This window comes from Pantoea sp. B65 (genome assembly GCF_047308185.1).
Lineage (GTDB): Bacteria > Pseudomonadota > Gammaproteobacteria > Enterobacterales > Enterobacteriaceae > Erwinia.
Map to the genome: position 1 here is coordinate 58,110 of NZ_JAHXPU010000044.1, position 16,966 is coordinate 75,075.

At 53.8% G+C, this 16,966-nt stretch carries 18 protein-coding genes; 11 read left to right on the forward strand and 7 right to left on the reverse strand.

Annotated elements, in window-relative coordinates:
- Positions 1-34: 34 nt before the first annotated feature.
- Genes rfaD through JWF83_RS22895 form a run of 4 tightly spaced genes read left to right on the forward strand, consistent with a single transcriptional unit; the run spans position 35 to position 3,947 of the window.
- Positions 35-967, forward strand: a complete 933-nt coding sequence (gene rfaD, locus JWF83_RS22880; protein ID WP_413652808.1) for an ADP-glyceromanno-heptose 6-epimerase — start codon at positions 35-37, stop codon at positions 965-967.
- A gap of 17 nt (positions 968-984) precedes the next feature.
- Positions 985-2,034 (forward strand): ADP-heptose--LPS heptosyltransferase RfaF, encoded by a 1,050-nt coding sequence (gene rfaF / locus JWF83_RS22885; protein ID WP_413652809.1) that lies wholly within the window; start codon positions 985-987, stop codon positions 2,032-2,034.
- Positions 2,034-2,999 carry a lipopolysaccharide heptosyltransferase RfaC gene (gene rfaC, locus JWF83_RS22890; RefSeq protein ID WP_413652810.1) on the forward strand — a complete coding sequence of 322 codons (966 nt, stop codon included), beginning with the start codon at positions 2,034-2,036 and terminating at the stop codon, positions 2,997-2,999. Before rfaF ends, rfaC begins: the two co-directional genes overlap by 1 nt.
- Before the next feature lie 24 nt (positions 3,000-3,023).
- Positions 3,024-3,947 carry a glycosyltransferase family 2 protein gene (locus JWF83_RS22895; RefSeq protein ID WP_413652811.1) on the forward strand — a complete coding sequence of 308 codons (924 nt, stop codon included), beginning with the start codon at positions 3,024-3,026 and terminating at the stop codon, positions 3,945-3,947.
- Between the two features lie 21 nt (positions 3,948-3,968).
- On the opposite strand, the gene JWF83_RS22900 is transcribed toward JWF83_RS22895, so the two are convergent.
- The 3 genes from JWF83_RS22900 to JWF83_RS22910 are packed head-to-tail and all read right to left on the reverse strand — an operon-like array spanning position 3,969 to position 7,308.
- Positions 3,969-5,216, reverse strand: coding sequence for an O-antigen ligase family protein (locus tag JWF83_RS22900; RefSeq protein ID WP_413652812.1), 1,248 nt, complete (start codon positions 5,214-5,216; stop codon positions 3,969-3,971).
- A 32-nt stretch (positions 5,217-5,248) separates the two neighbouring features.
- On the reverse strand, positions 5,249-6,349 hold the full coding sequence (locus JWF83_RS22905) for a glycosyltransferase family 9 protein (RefSeq protein WP_413652813.1): 1,101 nt from the start codon (positions 6,347-6,349) through the stop codon (positions 5,249-5,251).
- Positions 6,346-7,308: a polysaccharide deacetylase family protein gene (locus JWF83_RS22910; protein ID WP_413652814.1), complete on the reverse strand. Its 963-nt coding sequence runs from the start codon at positions 7,306-7,308 to the stop codon at positions 6,346-6,348. Before JWF83_RS22910 ends, JWF83_RS22905 begins: the two co-directional genes overlap by 4 nt.
- 166 nt (positions 7,309-7,474) lie before the next feature.
- On the opposite strand from JWF83_RS22910, the gene JWF83_RS22915 reads away from it, so the two are divergent.
- The 7 genes from JWF83_RS22915 to coaD all read left to right on the forward strand — a co-directional run bounded on the left by JWF83_RS22915 (position 7,475) and on the right by coaD (position 14,612).
- Positions 7,475-8,578, forward strand: a complete 1,104-nt coding sequence (locus JWF83_RS22915; protein ID WP_413652815.1) for a glycosyltransferase — start codon at positions 7,475-7,477, stop codon at positions 8,576-8,578.
- Between the two features lie 30 nt (positions 8,579-8,608).
- Positions 8,609-9,625 (forward strand): UDP-glucose 4-epimerase GalE, encoded by a 1,017-nt coding sequence (gene galE, locus JWF83_RS22920; RefSeq protein ID WP_413652816.1) that lies wholly within the window; start codon positions 8,609-8,611, stop codon positions 9,623-9,625.
- Between the two features lie 167 nt (positions 9,626-9,792).
- Positions 9,793-10,866 (forward strand): putative lipopolysaccharide heptosyltransferase III, encoded by a 1,074-nt coding sequence (gene rfaQ / locus JWF83_RS22925; RefSeq protein WP_413652817.1) that lies wholly within the window; start codon positions 9,793-9,795, stop codon positions 10,864-10,866.
- Entirely contained in the window at positions 10,859-11,995 is a 1,137-nt protein-coding gene (locus JWF83_RS22930) for a glycosyltransferase family 4 protein (protein ID WP_413652818.1), read from the forward strand. Before rfaQ ends, JWF83_RS22930 begins: the two co-directional genes overlap by 8 nt.
- 89 nt (positions 11,996-12,084) lie before the next feature.
- On the forward strand, positions 12,085-13,359 hold the full coding sequence (gene waaA / locus JWF83_RS22935) for a lipid IV(A) 3-deoxy-D-manno-octulosonic acid transferase (protein ID WP_413652819.1): 1,275 nt from the start codon (positions 12,085-12,087) through the stop codon (positions 13,357-13,359).
- Positions 13,360-14,136 (forward strand): glycosyltransferase family 2 protein, encoded by a 777-nt coding sequence (locus tag JWF83_RS22940; protein ID WP_413652820.1) that lies wholly within the window; start codon positions 13,360-13,362, stop codon positions 14,134-14,136.
- Positions 14,133-14,612 (forward strand): pantetheine-phosphate adenylyltransferase, encoded by a 480-nt coding sequence (gene coaD / locus JWF83_RS22945; RefSeq protein ID WP_413652821.1) that lies wholly within the window; start codon positions 14,133-14,135, stop codon positions 14,610-14,612. The genes JWF83_RS22940 and coaD overlap by 4 nt, the downstream gene beginning before the upstream one ends.
- A gap of 54 nt (positions 14,613-14,666) precedes the next feature.
- Here coaD and mutM read toward each other — a convergent pair whose 3' ends face one another.
- The 4 genes from mutM to radC all read right to left on the reverse strand — a co-directional run bounded on the left by mutM (position 14,667) and on the right by radC (position 16,920).
- A complete protein-coding gene (gene mutM, locus JWF83_RS22950; protein WP_413652822.1) occupies positions 14,667-15,476 on the reverse strand; it encodes a bifunctional DNA-formamidopyrimidine glycosylase/DNA-(apurinic or apyrimidinic site) lyase in 810 nt (269 codons plus the stop codon).
- Positions 15,477-15,551: 75 nt separating this feature from the next.
- The gene (gene rpmG / locus JWF83_RS22955) at positions 15,552-15,719 is read right to left on the reverse strand and encodes a 50S ribosomal protein L33 (protein WP_002208990.1); all 168 of its coding nucleotides are present in this window, start codon (positions 15,717-15,719) and stop codon (positions 15,552-15,554) included.
- Between the two features lie 11 nt (positions 15,720-15,730).
- On the reverse strand, positions 15,731-15,967 hold the full coding sequence (gene rpmB, locus JWF83_RS22960) for a 50S ribosomal protein L28 (protein ID WP_413652823.1): 237 nt from the start codon (positions 15,965-15,967) through the stop codon (positions 15,731-15,733).
- A 284-nt stretch (positions 15,968-16,251) separates the two neighbouring features.
- A complete protein-coding gene (radC, locus tag JWF83_RS22965; RefSeq protein ID WP_413652824.1) occupies positions 16,252-16,920 on the reverse strand; it encodes a RadC family protein in 669 nt (222 codons plus the stop codon).
- Positions 16,921-16,966: the final 46 nt, after the last annotated feature.

Here is a 16,966-nt window from a genome sequence, read left to right on the forward strand (position 1 = left end):
TTTCATCCCATTGTTCAAGGTTAAGGTTAAGCTCATGATTATCGTGACTGGCGGCGCCGGCTTTATCGGCAGCAATATTGTTAAGGCGCTCAACAACGACGGCTTTAATGACATCCTGGTAGTGGATAACCTGAAAGACGGCACCAAGTTCGTCAATCTGGTGGATTTAGATATCACTGACTATATGGATAAAGAAGATTTTATCGCCAGCATCGTCGCCGGTGATGACTTCGGCACCATTGAAGCGGTATTCCATGAAGGTGCCTGCTCCTCCACCACCGAGTGGGATGGCAAGTACATGATGGACAACAACTATCAGTACTCTAAAGAACTGCTGCACTACTGCCTGGAACGTGAAATCCCGTTCCTGTACGCGTCTTCCGCCGCCACTTACGGCGGCCGCAACCGCGACTTTATTGAAGAACGCCAGTATGAGCAGCCGCTGAACGTTTACGGCTACTCCAAAATGATTTTTGACCACTATGTGCGCCAGATCCTGCCGGAAGCCGACTCGCAGATTTGTGGGTTCCGCTACTTTAACGTCTATGGTCCGCGTGAAGGTCATAAAGGCAGCATGGCCAGCGTGGCGTTTCATCTGAATACCCAGCTGAATAACGGCGAGAACCCGAAACTGTTTGCAGGCAGCGACAGTTTTAAACGCGACTTCGTGTATGTGGAAGACGTGGCGGCGGTCAATCTGTGGTTCTGGAAAAATGGCGTCTCCGGCATTTTCAACTGCGGAACCGGCCGGGCCGAATCCTTCCAGGAAGTGGCAGATGCGGCACTGAATTATCACCAGAAAGGTGAAATCGAGTACGTGCCATTCCCGGAAAAACTGAAAGGCCGTTACCAGGCATTCACCCTCGCCGATCTGACCAAACTGCGCGCTGCGGGCTATGATAAGCCGTTTAAAACCGTCGCCGAAGGTGTGGCTGAATATATGGCATGGCTGAACCGCGACGCTTAAGGAAGGCAATTTCGTCGATGAAAATTCTGGTGATCGGGCCGTCATGGGTCGGCGACATGATGATGTCGCAAAGTCTGTATCGCACGCTGAAGGCCATTTATCCTGAGGCAGTGATTGACGTGATGGCGCCTGCATGGTGCCGTCCCCTGCTGTCCCGCATGCCGGAAGTCAACGAGGCGCTGGCGATGCCGCTGGGCCACGGCGCGCTGGAGATTGCTGAGCGCCGTCGCCTTGGCAAAGCGCTGAGCGCGCAGGGTTACGACCGTGCTTATGTGTTGCCAAACTCGTTTAAATCGGCGTTAGTGCCGTTCTTTGCCGGTATCAAACAGCGTACCGGCTGGCGGGGTGAAATGCGTTACGGCCTGCTGAACGATCTGCGGGTGCTGGATAAACCGGCCTTCCCGTTAATGGTCGAGCGCTATGTCGCGCTGGCTTATGATAAACAGCGGATTAAGTCGGCGCGCGACCTGCCGCAGCCACTGCTGTGGCCGCAACTGCAGGTCAGTGAACAGGAAAAAACGGCTACCGCCGCGGCATTTTCGCTAAACAGCGAACGCCCGGCGGTCGGTTTTTGCCCCGGCGCCGAATTTGGTCCGGCCAAGCGCTGGCCGCATTACCACTATGCCACCCTGGCACAGCAGTTGATTGCGCAGGGCCGGCAAATTATCCTGTTCGGCTCAGCCAAGGATCATGACACCGGCGAACAGATTATCCAGTCCCTGCCGGAAGCGGCACGTCCGTTCTGCCGCAACCTGGCCGGTGAAACGCAGCTGGAACAGGCGGTCATTCTGTTAGCGCATTGCCGCGCGGTAGTCAGCAATGATTCTGGTTTGATGCATATTGCCGCCGCACTCAATCGTCCACTGGTTGCGCTGTATGGTCCCAGCAGCCCGGACTTTACGCCGCCATTGTCGCAGCAGGCGCGGGTTATCCGCCTGATTACCGGCTATCACAAAGTGCGCAAAGGTGATGCCGATCAGGGCTATCACCAAAGCCTGATTGATATTCAGCCCGCTCGCGTCCTCGCCGAGCTGGACAACCTGCTCGCACAGAGCCAGGAGAGTTAATGCAGGTTCTGATTGTTAAAACATCATCAATGGGCGATGTTCTGCATACGCTTCCCGCGCTGACCGATGCGATGCATGCCATCCCCGGCATCCGTTTTGACTGGGCGGTGGAAGAAGGCTTTGCCCAGATCCCGTCATGGCATCCGGCGGTGGACCGCGTATTGCCGATAGCAATTCGTCGCTGGCGCAAACACTGGTTTGGCAGCCAGCAGCGCGAAGAGCGCGTACAGTTTAAACGCGAGCTGCAGTCGCGCAGTTACGATGTGGTTATCGACGCGCAGGGTTTGATTAAAAGCGCTGCGCTGGTGACCCGTCTCGCCAAAGGGGTGAAGCATGGGCTGGACAGCCGCAGTGCGCGTGAGCCTCTGGCCACCTGGTGGTATGAAAAGCGCCATGAGATCGATAAGCAGCAACATGCGGTAGAACGTACCCGCGAACTGTTTGCCAAAAGTCTGGGCTACGAAAAACCGGCCACGCAGGGCGATTATGCGATCGCATCCCATTTCCTTGCCGAACCACCGGTCGATACGCATCCGTATCTGGTATTCCTGCATGCGACAACCCGCGCCAGCAAACACTGGCCGGAAGAGCACTGGCGCGAGCTGATCTCGTTGATGTCCGACCGCGGGCTGCGGATCAAATTGCCATGGGGAGCCGAACATGAACACCAGCGTGCTCAGCGCCTGGCGGAAGGGTTTGACTACGCCGATGTGCTGCCTAAACTGACGCTGGAACAGGTGGCCAGAACCCTGGCCGGCGCCAAAGCGGTGGTTTCCGTCGATACCGGTTTAAGTCATTTAACCGCCGCCCTCGACCGCCCGAATATCACGCTGTATGGCCCAACCGATCCCGGCCTGATTGGCGGCTATGGTCAGAATCAGTTTGTGCTGAAGCCCGATAACGGCAATGAAATCAGTGATATCTCCGCCGCTGTCGTTGCCGCCAGATTAAATAGTCTTTTATAACTCCCTGCTGATTAAGAGCAAACTATGCCAATGCCACCGCTATTAAGCATTATTATCACCGCGCATAATGGCGAGGCATACTTATCAGCCACCCTGCAAAGCGTGGCTGATGCGCTCGGCAACGCGCTGCCGCGCTGCGAATTTATCATTACCAATGATAACTCCAGTGATAATACGCAGGAGATCATTGAACGCTTCGCTGCCAGCTATCCGGTCAGTAAAACCTTTGTCACGCAGTTCGCCAATATTGGTAAAGTGCGTAACTTCGCCATTGCCCACTGTCAGGGGGAATATATTCTGATGGTGGATGGTGATGATCTGCTGTTAGCCGGTAAGCTCGCAGATAAGCTGCAAATTTTGCAGCAGCAGCGGCCGGATCTGCTGATTTGTAAGTTGATTGAGATGGAAGAAAACGCGCCGGTCCCTGAGCCGCAGAGTAATGCGGCGCCTGAAACGCTGTCATCAGACAACGCCATTGAGCGTTTCCTGATCCACCGCGATTTCCAGGCCCACGTTATCGGCCAGTTTATCCGCCGTGAACTGCTGGTCGCCACGCCGTTTCCTGATTTTACCTGCTACGAAGATAGCTGGGTGTTTCCGTCACTCCTTACCCGCAGTCAGAAAATACTCTATTCCCGCAGCGGTTTTTATCTCTATATCAAGCGCCACGGCAGTCTTTCCGCCCGCATCAACGCTAATAAAATCCGTTACTTATTTCAGACGCTGGAAAATATGGATCGCATATTTCCTGCCCGCTTTAGCCATCTTATTGCCTGCCACTGGATTGACCTGCTCAATCGTTACGGTCAGGACATGGCGGGAACAGCAGAGCTGGAAAGCACCAGGCAGCGGATCAGGGCGGTAGGAAAGCTGGCGTTTTTGGCCGACAGGCGTATTCGTTTTAGCTATAAACGGAAGTTACTGCAGGTTGCCAGGCTGGCGCGCTAATTACGCCAGCCCGGGCAACAATCACGCCCGCTGAGACGAAGGCAGTCGATCCTTATGCCACAGCACCACCGAGATAATTAATAAACTCAGCATAATGGTCTGCTCGCGACTGCCGAACAGCACATCCGTCAGCCCACAGACAATAATCCCCATCATCACGGCAAACAGCGCCGGGTTACGCGTGTAGTAAGCATATCCGAGCAGCGAGAAATAGAAGAACAACAGCACTATTGCGCCCTGTACACCCATCAGGCTGGCTACTTCAATCACTTCGTTATGCAGATGCACATTGATGTAGCGTAACGCGCTGCGGTCTTCATTATGCTTTTGTACGTACTCTTGCGCATAGTGCCAGCGATCTTCCAGGCTATTACCGAAAGGATGTCTGGCAATCAGGCTGCTGCCAATTTTCCACATCGCCAGACGACTGGTTAGTGAGCCATCAAGATTTCCGTTGGTGGTCTCATAGCGATTGAACTCGTTTATTGTGGTATCAAACTTGGGCTTAATCACATGCTGATAACTTAGCGCCATCACCACGCCAATGCATAACACCACGAAAATAAGCGGCTTAAAGCCCAGATGACGCAGCTTCACAATGCCGACAAAGATAATCAGCAGCGGAAAGGTCGCCATCACGTTACGCGTCCCGGTCTGGAAGATAATGTAGTAAGAGACGGCGAAAATCAGCAGGCTGCAGAACATGGTTTTGCGATTTACGTTTTCGTAAACCAGCAGGAAAATCAAAGCGGCGGAGAGGATGGAGTAATCATAGGCGGCATTGGTGGCGCGCCCAAGAAAGAAGTCTACCCGACCAGGCAGATAGAGATGCTGATAAATCCCGACGCCACTGGCAATCACGAAGGTCAGGATCAGAGTGACCTTAATCACTGTTCGGCTCATCTCATGATATTTTGGCATTACGCTCAGCAGATAATAGCCAATCACCGCTGCCAGGATTAAGCGTTTCCCGGTATTCAGATACCCATTAAATTCGTCATAATCCGGGCTGCCGATGTAGATCCAGGAAAACCAGATCAGGTCGCTGCACCCCAGTAAGGCTATAGGCGCAATGACCCACCAGTGGCGCTTTTGCAGCCAGTGAAAATCATAAATAACGCCAAAAAATGAAGCATAAAAAGCCCAGTAAAACATTACTTTGGCTGATTTAACACTATAGAACATGGTCAGATTTGACAGTAAAACCAGCATCAGTACGGTGTAAAACAACGTCCGACGATAATCCTTTAACTGCACGAGTAAAGACATTCTTTTCCTGCCTGGCAGCGATGGCCGTTGAATCAGCGAAAAATGGTAAAGTCAGCACGCAAACATGCGATAACTTGCGCTGATGTAATAGTTTTCATCGCCTCGTTAGACAACGATCCGGGTTTAAGTGCCATACGCACGCCGTATAAAACCCGATGAAGTTCACGATCCTGATAAGGCCCGCTCGACGAAGGTTCTTCGGTAACAAACAGACTGAGCGTCGGCACCTGAAGCGCAATCGCCACGTGCAAAGGTCCGGTATCGCCGGTCAGCATCGCATCGAAAGTATTAATCGTCTCAACCAGTCCGGGAAGCGTGGTCTTACCAATCTGGCTGTGAATACGCGCACGCAGCGCCGGCTCGATCTTCTCCATAAACGGAGCTTCCAGATGTTTTTCTCCTGGCCCGCCAATTAACACCACGCTGGCCTGTGGATTCTCCGTCAGCAGAGTATTGGCGACATCGGCAAAACTTTCCGCTGGCCAGCAACGCTCAGCCGAGGATGCTCCCATCTGAAAACCGAGGATCTTTTGCTTATCTGGCTTGGCAACCTTCGCTGTCGGCGGACGTGGCACCTTCATCGCGCCATTATGGGTGTCGCACCCCAGCGGCGCCACCAATTCCAGCTTACGCTGCACCAGATGGCCTTTAAAACCATAGGTAAAATTGGTCAGCCAGCGGTCGCGCCACGGATTATCATCGGAATAGTTATCGCGGAAGATATATTTTGCCCCGGACATCACCGCACTGAGATAGTCATACGGCTCATGAGAGTGCAAAATTAACGCCAGATCAGGCTTTCCCTTCTCTTTCAACTGCTTAAGCAACGTCGTCAGAGCGTTAACTTTACTATTCCAGTACACCACACGATCCCAGTCTTCACCCCCCTCCAGAAAATCACGAAATTTCTGATGTGCCACCAGCGTAATCAGGGCGTCAGGAAACCGTTGACGTACTGCGCGGATCGCCGGGGTGTTCATCATAAAATCCCCCAGTGCGGTGGTGGAGTAGATGACAATGTTGGCAAACTGATTTTCCTGAAAGAAGCTGTCGCGTGATGCTAACAACCCTTTTCGTCCGGTATACAGCCGCAGAAAGAGATCGACTGCCCTGAACTTCCAACGTTTCCTCATCTGGCGTCCTTAAATTGCCGGTGATACCCGGCTAATGTCATTCCCAAAGTACGCGACTGCAACCAGTCAAATAGCTGCTCCAGGTCGGCGTAAAGCTGGTCAATATCGGCTTCATGTTTAAATGTCGGGCTGCCGCCCGGCATAAATTCGGAGGAGTGCAGCATAAACTCTACGTAATCAGCGCCTTCCGCCAGTGACTGTTCAGCCACGCGTTTCATCTTATCAAGATTACCCCGCGCCGGACGCAGCCAGTTCACCGACGGACCACGCTTTTTACCACGCAGACGATCCACGCCCTGCTTAAAGCCATTCATCAGTGATGAATACTTGTATTGAATACTCATCGGCACTTCCAGCAGCGGCGAACTGCCGGGTCTGGCAATGTTTTGTTGATCAATAAAGTAGGCGTGGCGCGGAAAATCGCGATAGTCAGTACCGCCTTGCCCATTCGGGTCGCCCGGCGACTGGCGCCAGTCGACGCGTGGGGTAACCGAACAGTCGACCTGGTAGCCCAGTTCAATCAGTAGTGATGCGTAGTACTCATTAAACGCCCAGCGACCCGCGCGGTGACTCAGCATTTTCGTCTGAAAAGTCTGTTCCAGCAGTTCGGTCATAAAGACAACTTTATCTCTGATCACATCCTCAGGATATTCAATCAGATAAGGTTTATGCCGCCAGTCGTCACCGGTAAGATCGTACAACGGCGGGCTATTCCAGGCGTGGAGATGCATCCCCACCTCGCCCTGATTACGGGCAATCACATCTTTGGCAAACTCGATATAGGCCGGATCGATAGCCATTTCATAATTGGTTAGCCAGGTGGGTTTAAAACCATATTTCTCACACAGGGACTGGAATCGCGGTAAAAATGCCGCGTTGCGCGTATCGATTTTGTCATGATTCTGCCAGAGGTTGTCGCCCTCAGTGTCAATCGTGATGAGAAATGCCGGCCTTACCATATCTTTTCTGACCTCATAAAAACTGAGCAGTTATGTTACGCAGCAGGCCTTATCAGCGCAAAGAAATTTAGTCTGCTCCGGCCAGGGAAAAATCTGCAAAAGTAGCCACAGCATAGTGACTCCATTAGAATTTACCCCTGACTTATTATCCAGGGCTGCTAATGCCATGACCAGGCATATTCTTTTCATCATTGATGGGTTACCGGGCGGGGGGGCTGAAAATGTCACCCTAACCCTGGCGCAAGGTATTGCCGACCGTGGGTACGCTGTCACCCTGCTGTCACTGAGCAAGCGGCTGGATTACGATATTCCGGCCAATATTGATTACCGTGTGGATCAGGACAATGACCGCGGTCCGCTGCGTAAACTGACGGAGCTTTCACGCCGTGCCCGCTCCCTTGATCGCCAGCTGGAGCGCTTATTCGCCGAGAAAGGGCGCCCGGTGCTGGTCATTTCCAGCCTGCATAAAACCGATCGCATTGTCGTAAGGTCGCAGCAGTTAGCCGATTGTAATGTCTGGCATTGCATTCATGGCATCTATTCGCGCTCCTACCTTGGCAATAAAAAACCGCTGGCGCGCTGGCTGAAAAAAAACAAAATTCAGCAGGTGTATCGCGGACGCAATATCATTACTGTCTCCGACGCGGTGGGCGAAGATTTAGTAAAAGTCATGGGCATTGTCCCGCGCGAACTGATCACCATTTATAATCCGTTTGATGTCGCACAGATACGGCAGCGCGCGCAGGAAGAGAACCCGTTTGCCGGCGAAGAGTATATTCTGCATGTCGGGCGCTTTCACCGGGTTAAACGCCAGGACCGCCTGCTGGAAGCCTTTGCACAGTCTGGCATACCGGCCAGACTGGTGATTGTCGGTCAGGGTGAAGCGGCCGCTACCGCTGAGCTGCAGGCAAAAATCGCCGAACTGAATCTGCAGCAGCAGGTGGTTCTGGCCGGTTTCGCCAGGAATCCGCTACCGATGATCAAAGGCGCGCGCCTGTTCGCATTAAGTTCGGACAGTGAAGGGCTGCCTGGGGTATTAATCGAATCACTGATCTGCGGTACGCCGATTGTCAGCACCGCATGCCCTGGCGGCGTAGGGGAAATCATGGTGGGTGAACTGGCGGCTTATCAGGCAGACCTGAGCGCCACATCGCTGGCGGAAAAACTGCGTCTTGGCTGGCAAGCGCCGCCGACTATTACTGCCGCGATGTATGCTAAATTCGAGATTAATTTAATTATTGACCGTTACCTCAAACTGGCGGTCGAATAACATCATAGCCTATTGAGAGAAGGGATTTATATGGCGATTCTGGTCACCGGAGGGGCAGGCTACATCGGTTCACATACGGTGCTGACACTGCTGGAGCAAGGCGAAGAGGTGGTAGTACTGGACAACCTCGTCAATTCCTCCCCGCAGGCCCTCAGCCGGGTAGAGGCCCTGAGCGGCAAAAGCGTCACGTTCTGTCAGGGTGATGTATGCGATGCCGCACAGGTCAGGGATATTTTTGCCCGCCATACAATCTCGGCGGTGATCCATTTCGCCGGGCTAAAATCTGTCGGTGAATCGGTGCGTAAGCCGCTGGAGTACTATCACAATAACCTCGCCGGCACCCTGGTCCTACTCAATGAAATGCGCCGGGCTGGCGTGACAAAGCTAATTTTCAGCTCATCGGCGACGGTCTATGGCCAGCCGGAACAGATCCCACTGACCGAGGCATCACGCACTGGCGGCACCACGAATCCTTACGGTACCTCCAAGTTAATGATCGAGCAGATTCTGCAAGACTTCGCGCGTGCCGAACCAACGTTTACCATTATTATTCTGCGCTATTTTAACCCGGTCGGCGCCCATCCATCAGGCATGATTGGCGAAGACCCGAATGGCATTCCTAATAACCTGATGCCTTATATTGCCCAGGTGGCAATTGGCAAGCTGGAGAAAGTGGCGATCTTTGGTGATGACTACCCGACCAAAGACGGTACCGGAGTACGTGATTATATCCACGTGATGGATCTCGCAGAGGGTCATTTGAAAGCGATTGAATTTATCGATCGCCATCATGGCGTTGCGGTGTACAACCTGGGCACCGGCATCGGCTACTCGGTACTGGAGATGCTGCAGGCATTCGAACGGGCATCCGGTCGCAAAATTCCTTACCAGATCGCGGCGCGACGTGAAGGCGATATCGGTGAGTGCTGGTCCGACCCAACGCTGGCGAAAAGCGGGCTGGAGTGGGAGGCGAAGCGCGATCTGGATACCATGATGAGTGATGCCTGGCGCTGGCAGTCAAACAATCCAAACGGCTATAACGCCTGAGGCAACAGTCAGCCTGGCGGTCGGTAATGCCACTGCGGCGCATGTTGCCAGGCCTGCTGACCGGTATGAGCAAAACATACCACCTGCGGCTTATTCAGCGCGGGTGGCTTTAACCCGCCATGGCTTTCCCCTACAATCGCTCTACTTAACCTTGAGAAACCATAAGTATGGCAAGCCCGATTCCCTCAACGTTTACGCCACGTAATATTCTGCTGATCAAGTTACGCCATCATGGCGACATGCTATTGACGACGCCGGTGATCAACGCCTTACATCAGCGTTATCCGCACGCCACTATTGATGTGTTGTTGTATGCGGAAACCCGCCCAATGTTGCAGGCACATCCGGCCATTGGCGAAATTTATGCTATCGACAGAAACTGGAAAAAACTGGGCGGCTGGCAACGTCTGAAGCGTGAAATGGCCCTCACCCGCCAGCTAGGTTCACGCCATTATGATGTGGTGATTAATCTTGCCGACCAGTGGCTCAGCGCCATGATCACCCGCTTTTCCGGCGCGCCGATACGCATTGGCTTTGATTTTAAAAAGCGCCGCAATCGTCTCTGGCGCTTCTGCCACAACTATCTGGTCTCAACCGACGACCACCATCAGTTGCATACCGTCGAACAAAACCTTGCCGCGCTGCAACCGCTGGATGTTCCGGTTAAAGGGATCCGTGCGTCGATGCATTACAGCGCAGCTGACCAGCAACAGGTTCAGCAGCTACTCGCGCAGCAGTTCGATCAACCTTATCTGGTGATCCAACCTACCTCGCGCTGGGTATTTAAATGCTGGGAAGATGAAAAGGTCGCCGCAGTTATCGATCAACTGGCACGCCCCGATCTGAAAGTGGTGTTAACCGCCGCGCCGGACAGCCAGGAACTGGCGATGATCGATCATATTCTGTCGCTGTGTAACAGCCGCGATGTGGTTTCCTGCGCCGGTAAATTAACCCTGCCCCAGCTGGCGGCGCTTATCGCCCAGGCCCGGCTGTTTATCGGTGTCGATTCCGCCCCGATGCATATGGCAGCGGCACTCAATACCCCCTGTATCGCGCTGTTTGGTCCGACCAAACTGCAGCACTGGCGGCCATGGGGTGACCATAATCAGGTGATCTGGGCAGGCGACTACGCGCCGCTGCCCGATCCGGACTCGATTAACACCAACACTAAACAGCGCTACCTTGCCGCCATTCCGGTCACCGAGGTGGTGAAAGCCGCAAGGAGTTATCTGGATGAATAAAGTCCGCCTCGCCATCGTCAGACAGAAATATCGCCCTGACGGCGGCGCAGAACGCTTTATCTCACGCGCACTGGAAGCGCTGGAGAGCGACCAGCTCGATCTGAATATTATCACCCGCAGCTGGCAGGGCACGCCCAATCCGGACTGGCATTTGCATATCTGCAACCCGAAAAAATGGGGCCGTATTTCTCGCGAACGCGGTTTTGCCCGTGCCGCTCGGGCCTGCTGGCAGCAGGAGAAGTTTGATATCGTACAGAGCCATGAGCGCATTGAAGGCTGCGATATTTTTCGCGCCGGCGATGGCGTCCATCGGGTCTGGCTGGAGCAGCGCGCACGAATTATTAAACCGTTGCAACGCCTTGCGACCAGCTTAAGCCCTTATCATCGCTATGTGATGCAGGCGGAAGAAGCGATGTTTCGCTCTGCGTCACTGAAAAAAATCATCTGTAACTCTGAGATGGTGAAACAGGACATCATCCGCTGCTTCCAGGTGCCGGAAACAAAATTTGCCGTGATCTATAACGCCATCGACTCGCAACGTTTTCAGCCGGCAACGGAAGCCAGCCGTCACGCTGCACGCCAGCAACTGCGTATCCCGGACCAGGCCTGCGCGCTGATCTATGTTGGCTCAGGCTTTGAGCGTAAAGGCCTGCGCGCCGCCATTACCGCCGTGGCGCGTAGCGATCGTTATCTGATTGTCGTCGGCCAGGACAAGCAACTGAGCCGCTATCAGCAACTGGCCAATCAGCTTAATTGCCTGAATCGTATCCGTTTTGTCGGGGTTCAGCAGGATGTCATCCCGTTCTATCATGCCGCTGACGGTCTGATACTGCCAACGCTGTATGACCCTTTCCCAAATGTGATTCTGGAAGCGATGGCCTGCGGATTGCCGGTTATTACCAGCTTTGGTTGCGGCGGAGCGGAATTTATTACCAACGGTCAGCAAGGTTTTGTCTGCGACGCATTAGATATCAGGGCATTGCAGCATGCCGTTAATGCCATTCCGGCGAAAGTAGTGGATTCAGCCATGAGTGAGGCTGCGCGCGCCAGAATTCTGCCTTATACGCCGCAACGTCTTGCCGCAGAATTGCATTCGCTTTATCAACAAGTATTACAACCGCATGATTAAGTAAGATGAGCGCCGGCAAGTTATCTGCTAACATGCCGGATTGTTCTCTGGGATAATATTTGACGCATTCGTGTCGTAAAAAAATCGGTATGACGACAATTTACACCGCCTTGCTCTACCTCATTCAGCCGCTGATTTGGCTGCGCCTCTGGTTGCGCGGTCGAAAAGCGCCTGCCTATCGTAAAAGATGGGCGGAGCGCTATGGTTTTTGTGAAGGGAAAGTAAAGCCAGACGGTATTTTACTGCACTCGGTATCGGTCGGCGAAACCCTCGCGGCGGTCCCGCTGGTGCGCGCGCTGCGCCATCGCTACCCGACATTGCCGATTACCGTCACCACCATGACCCCTACCGGCTCCGAGCGTGCACAGTCCGCCTTTGGTAAAGATGTCCATCACGTTTACCTGCCGTACGACCTGCCGGGCGCCATTCATCGCTTCCTTGATACTACCAGCCCGAAACTGGTGATTATTATGGAAACCGAGCTGTGGCCAAATATTATCAAAGCGCTGCACGATCGTAAGATCCCGCTGGTTATTGCCAATGCGCGCCTCTCTGAACGCTCAGCGGCCGGCTATAAGAAGCTGGGTAAGTTTATGCGCGATTTACTGCAGCGCATCACGCTGATTGCCTCACAAAATCAGGAAGATGGTGAACGTTTTGTCAGCCTTGGCTTAAAACGTTCGCACCTCGCGGTAACCGGCAGCCTGAAATTTGATATCTCCGTAACGCCAGAACTGGCGGCACGCGCCATCACGCTGCGTACGCAGTGGGCACCGCGTCGTCCGGTATGGATTGCCACCAGTACCCATGAGGGCGAAGAGAGCATTATCTATGCTGCCCATCGTCAGCTACTGCAACGCTTTCCCAATCTGTTATTGATTCTGGCGCCACGTCACCCGGAGCGTTTTGCCGACGCGCGCGATATGGCGCAAAAAGGTGGCTTCAGCTATATCCTGCGCAGCAGTGGTGAAGTCCCATCCGGTAGCACCCAAGTTGTGATTGCGGACACCATGGGTGAGCTGATGCTGTTGTACGGCATCGCCGATCTGGCGTTTGTCGGCGGCAGCCTGGTTGAACGCGGCGGTCATAATCCGCTGGAGCCTGCCGCGCATGCCATTCCGGTGCTGATGGGCCCGCATACCTTCAACTTCAAAGATATCTGTAGCAAACTCCAGCAGGCTGATGGCCTGATTACGGTGACCGATGTCGCTTCGCTGGATAAAGAGATCGGCAACCTGCTCACTGACGATGATTATCGCCGCTATTACGGCCGTCACGCGGTAGAAGTGCTGCATCAAAATCAGGGCGCGCTTCAGCGTCTGCTACAGTTACTCGAACCCCATTTGCCACCACGGAATCACTAAATGACCGTTCGCCAACGACTTTCGGTGGTGATGATCGCCAAAGATGAGGCCGGGCTAATAGCCGACTGTCTGGCGTCAGTGAGCTGGGCCGATGAAATCATCCTGCTTGATTCCGGCAGCAGCGATAACACCGCCGATATTGCCCGCCAGCATAATGCGCAGGTTTATCACTCTGAAGGCTGGCCCGGTTACGGCCTGCAACGCCAGCATGCCCAGCAATACGCCACTGGCGATATGATTTTGATGATCGATGCCGATGAGCGGGTAACCCCCGAACTGCGCGCGGCGATTGAACAGGTGCTGGAACATCCGCAGCCCGATACCGTCTACAGTATCGCCCGACGCAATCTGTTCCTTGGTCGCTTTATGCGCCACAGCGGCTGGTATCCTGACCGCGTTACCCGTCTCTATCCGCGCGACTACCACTACAATGATAATCAGGTGCATGAGTCACTGGATAGCCGTAAAGCGCAGGTGATAGCGCTGCATGGCGATCTGCAACATCTGACCTGCCGTGACTTCTCCGCGTTTCAGCGCAAGCAGTTTGCTTATGCGGAAGCCTGGGCCAGGCAGCGCCATCAGCAGGGCAAAGGCTGTTCGCTATTCTCCATCTTCAGCCATACCTTCAGCGCCTTTCTCAAGACCTTGCTGCTGCGCGCCGGTTTTCTTGATGGCAGGCAGGGCTGGATCCTGGCTATGGTCAATGCGCAGTACACCTTTAACAAATATGCCGCACTATGGGCACTTAATCAGGCAGCAGAGAAAGGTAGCTTATGAGCACGAAAGCGATCTATCCCGGTACTTTCGACCCGATGACTAATGGTCATCTCGATATCGTAACCCGTGCGGCGCTGATGTTCGATCACATCGTGCTGGCGATTGCCGCCAGCCCAGGTAAGCAACCGATGTTCACGCTGGATGAGCGTGTGGCGCTGGCGCAACAGGTCACTGCGCATCTCGATAATGTTGAAGTCGTCGGGTTCAGCGATCTGATGGCGAACTTTGCTAAAGCGCAAAATGCCAGTGTGCTGGTACGTGGATTACGCGCGGTATCGGACTTTGAATACGAACTGCAGCTGGCGCATATGAACCGCCATCTGCTGCCGACGCTGGAAAGCGTATTTCTGATGCCGTCGGCAGAGTTTTCTTTTATCTCTTCATCGCTGGTGAAAGAGGTGGCGCGCCATCAGGGCGATGTGCAGGCCTTTCTGCCGCCGGCGGTGTATCAGGCGCTGATGGCCAAACTGGTGTAGAAGCCCGGCGCCGTCAGTGGCTCCGCAACCACACCGCGAAGGGCGTGTCGGCTATTATTTCTGACAGGTGCGACAGAAGAAGGTGCTACGCTGACCATGTCTGGCGCTTTCAATTAAGGTGCCGCACACCCGACACGCCTCACCGGCGCGGCCATAGACCTGCAACTCCTGAGCAAAATAGCCCGGTTTGCCATCGGTCTGCAGAAAATCACGCAGCGTAGTGCCGCCCTGTTCAATCGAACGCAGCAACACCGCCTTAATGGTGGCGACCAGCAGCGCAGACTCAGCCGATGTCAGTGACATTGCCGGACGATCGGGCAGGATCCCCGCAGCAAACAGCGATTCGCTGGCATAGATATTCCCGACGCCAACCACCAGTTTATTATCCATTAACCAGGGTTTGATCGCCGTACGTTTCGCACGTGACTTCGCAAACAGATAGTCGCCATTAAAGGTTTCACTAAGCGGCTCCGGCCCTAAATGCGCCAGTACATTACTGGCCTGCGGGTCGACACTCCATAACCAGGCGCCAAAGCGGCGCGGATCGGTATAGCGCAGCACTTTGCCGTTGCTCATCACCAAATCGACATGATCGTGTTTTGCCGCCGGGATCTCTTCCGGCAACACCCGCAGGCTGCCCGACATCCCGAGGTGAATGATAATCCAGCCGGTCGGCAGCTCCAGCAGCAGGTACTTGGCGCGGCGCTGTACGCTTAATACCGGCTGATCGCTCAGTGCATGAATTTCCTGTGATACCGGCCAGCGCAGGCGGCTGTTACGCACCACTGCATGCAAAATGGTTGCACCCACCAGATGCGGCTCGATACCGCGCCGACTGGTTTCTACCTCAGGTAATTCAGGCATGCCAACTCCTTGTGTTTTACTGTCTTATAAAACAAAAAACCCGGCCGAAGCCGGGTTTTTCTTAAGTCGCCAAAATTACTTAATTTTAGCTTCTTTGTAGAGCACGTGTTGACGGACAACTGGATCGAATTTCTTCAGTTCCAGTTTTTCCGGCTTAGTGCGCTTGTTCTTCGTGGTGGTATAAAAATGACCTGTACCAGCAGAAGAAACCAGCTTGATTTTCTCGCGAACACCTTTAGCCATGATTCAGTTCCTTAGTACTTCTCACCACGGGTGCGGATATCGGCCAGAACCGTATCAATACCCTTTTTATCAATAACACGCATACCTTTAGCAGATACACGTAGCGTAACAAAGCGCTTTTCGCTCTCAACCCAAAAACGGTGAGAGTGCAGGTTCGGCAGGAAACGGCGTTTCGTCGCGTTCATTGCGTGGGAACGATTGTTACCGCTCACCGGACGCTTGCCAGTTACTTGGCAGACTCGTGACATGTCAATTCTCCAAAAATCAAATTCAGCTCGAGCTTTAAAAATAAGGTCTTGGCCGCCTCGTCAGGCTCTAAGCCCATCCAGGCGAGTTCTATGTGAACCCGCTGGCAGGCCGAAACGCCAAACCCGAGATTCTCAAAGGTGGCGTAGTATACGCCCTGTAGCGCCAGTGCTCAAGTCCCGAACAGATAAAGATCCCGACGGATCGTGCAAAATAGCCGCACCCGGTCAGGAAACTGTTCAGAAAAAGCGCAATCCAGACCATTCCCCCCGCATTGTTGCACAGTTTATAACCAACCGCGTTCAGCGAAAGAGACATATTGGCCATGGCCGACCACCAGATGATCTAATATCCTGATATTAAATAACAAACCGGCATTGATTATCTGTTGGGTGATATCCCGATCGGCGGCACTGGGCTCCGGCATCCCGGAGGGATGATTGTGCGCCAGAATCAGTGCCGCTGCATTGATTTTTAACGCTTCACGTATAATTTCACGTGGATGTACCTCCACGCTGTTAATACTGCCGGCAAACATTTCCTGCGCGGCGATTACCCGATGCTGGTTATCGAGAAAAATCACCATAAAAATTTCCCGTTCCCGGTGCGCCAGCATCCCCAGCAGATATTGATGCGTCACTTGCGGATTCGCCAGCACATCTTCACGCGCCATTTTGGCGCGGAAAAAGCGCCGCCCCAGTTCAGCCACCGCATGCAACTGCGCCAGCTTGGCGTCGCCTACGCCCTTCACCGCCGACATCGCCTGTTTATCTGCGGTCATCACCTGATACAGCGAACCAAAATGGAGCAGTAGCTGGCTGGCCAGCGACATCACCGGTTGCCCGACGGAGCCGGTGCGCAAAAAGATGGCTAACAACTCAGCATCGGTCAGCGCCTCTGCTCCCCTCTGCTGCAACTTCTCGCGCGGCATTAATTGCTGCCATGACACTTCCATATGACACCTCTCCCTGATAAAAGGAGCAGAATGCCTCGCGGTGCGC

What these genes read in the sequence shown, in the direction of transcription:
- rfaC (WP_413652810.1), top strand. Translation starts at nt 2,034, where the DNA reads ATGCAGGTTCTGATTGTTAAAACATCATCAATGGGCGATGTTCTGCAT.
- mutM (WP_413652822.1), bottom strand. Translation starts at nt 15,476, where the DNA reads ATGCCTGAATTACCTGAGGTAGAAACCAGTCGGCGCGGTATCGAGCCG.
- JWF83_RS22930 (WP_413652818.1), top strand. Translation starts at nt 10,859, where the DNA reads ATGAATAAAGTCCGCCTCGCCATCGTCAGACAGAAATATCGCCCTGAC.
- rpmB (WP_413652823.1), bottom strand. Translation starts at nt 15,967, where the DNA reads ATGTCACGAGTCTGCCAAGTAACTGGCAAGCGTCCGGTGAGCGGTAAC.
- JWF83_RS22915 (WP_413652815.1), top strand. Translation starts at nt 7,475, where the DNA reads ATGACCAGGCATATTCTTTTCATCATTGATGGGTTACCGGGCGGGGGG.
- JWF83_RS22895 (WP_413652811.1), top strand. Translation starts at nt 3,024, where the DNA reads ATGCCAATGCCACCGCTATTAAGCATTATTATCACCGCGCATAATGGC.
- waaA (WP_413652819.1), top strand. Translation starts at nt 12,085, where the DNA reads ATGACGACAATTTACACCGCCTTGCTCTACCTCATTCAGCCGCTGATT.
- coaD (WP_413652821.1), top strand. Translation starts at nt 14,133, where the DNA reads ATGAGCACGAAAGCGATCTATCCCGGTACTTTCGACCCGATGACTAAT.
- JWF83_RS22900 (WP_413652812.1), bottom strand. Translation starts at nt 5,216, where the DNA reads ATGTCTTTACTCGTGCAGTTAAAGGATTATCGTCGGACGTTGTTTTAC.
- galE (WP_413652816.1), top strand. Translation starts at nt 8,609, where the DNA reads ATGGCGATTCTGGTCACCGGAGGGGCAGGCTACATCGGTTCACATACG.
- rfaF (WP_413652809.1), top strand. Translation starts at nt 985, where the DNA reads ATGAAAATTCTGGTGATCGGGCCGTCATGGGTCGGCGACATGATGATG.
- rpmG (WP_002208990.1), bottom strand. Translation starts at nt 15,719, where the DNA reads ATGGCTAAAGGTGTTCGCGAGAAAATCAAGCTGGTTTCTTCTGCTGGT.
- JWF83_RS22905 (WP_413652813.1), bottom strand. Translation starts at nt 6,349, where the DNA reads ATGAGGAAACGTTGGAAGTTCAGGGCAGTCGATCTCTTTCTGCGGCTG.
- rfaD (WP_413652808.1), top strand. Translation starts at nt 35, where the DNA reads ATGATTATCGTGACTGGCGGCGCCGGCTTTATCGGCAGCAATATTGTT.
- radC (WP_413652824.1), bottom strand. Translation starts at nt 16,920, where the DNA reads ATGGAAGTGTCATGGCAGCAATTAATGCCGCGCGAGAAGTTGCAGCAG.
- rfaQ (WP_413652817.1), top strand. Translation starts at nt 9,793, where the DNA reads ATGGCAAGCCCGATTCCCTCAACGTTTACGCCACGTAATATTCTGCTG.
- JWF83_RS22910 (WP_413652814.1), bottom strand. Translation starts at nt 7,308, where the DNA reads ATGGTAAGGCCGGCATTTCTCATCACGATTGACACTGAGGGCGACAAC.
- JWF83_RS22940 (WP_413652820.1), top strand. Translation starts at nt 13,360, where the DNA reads ATGACCGTTCGCCAACGACTTTCGGTGGTGATGATCGCCAAAGATGAG.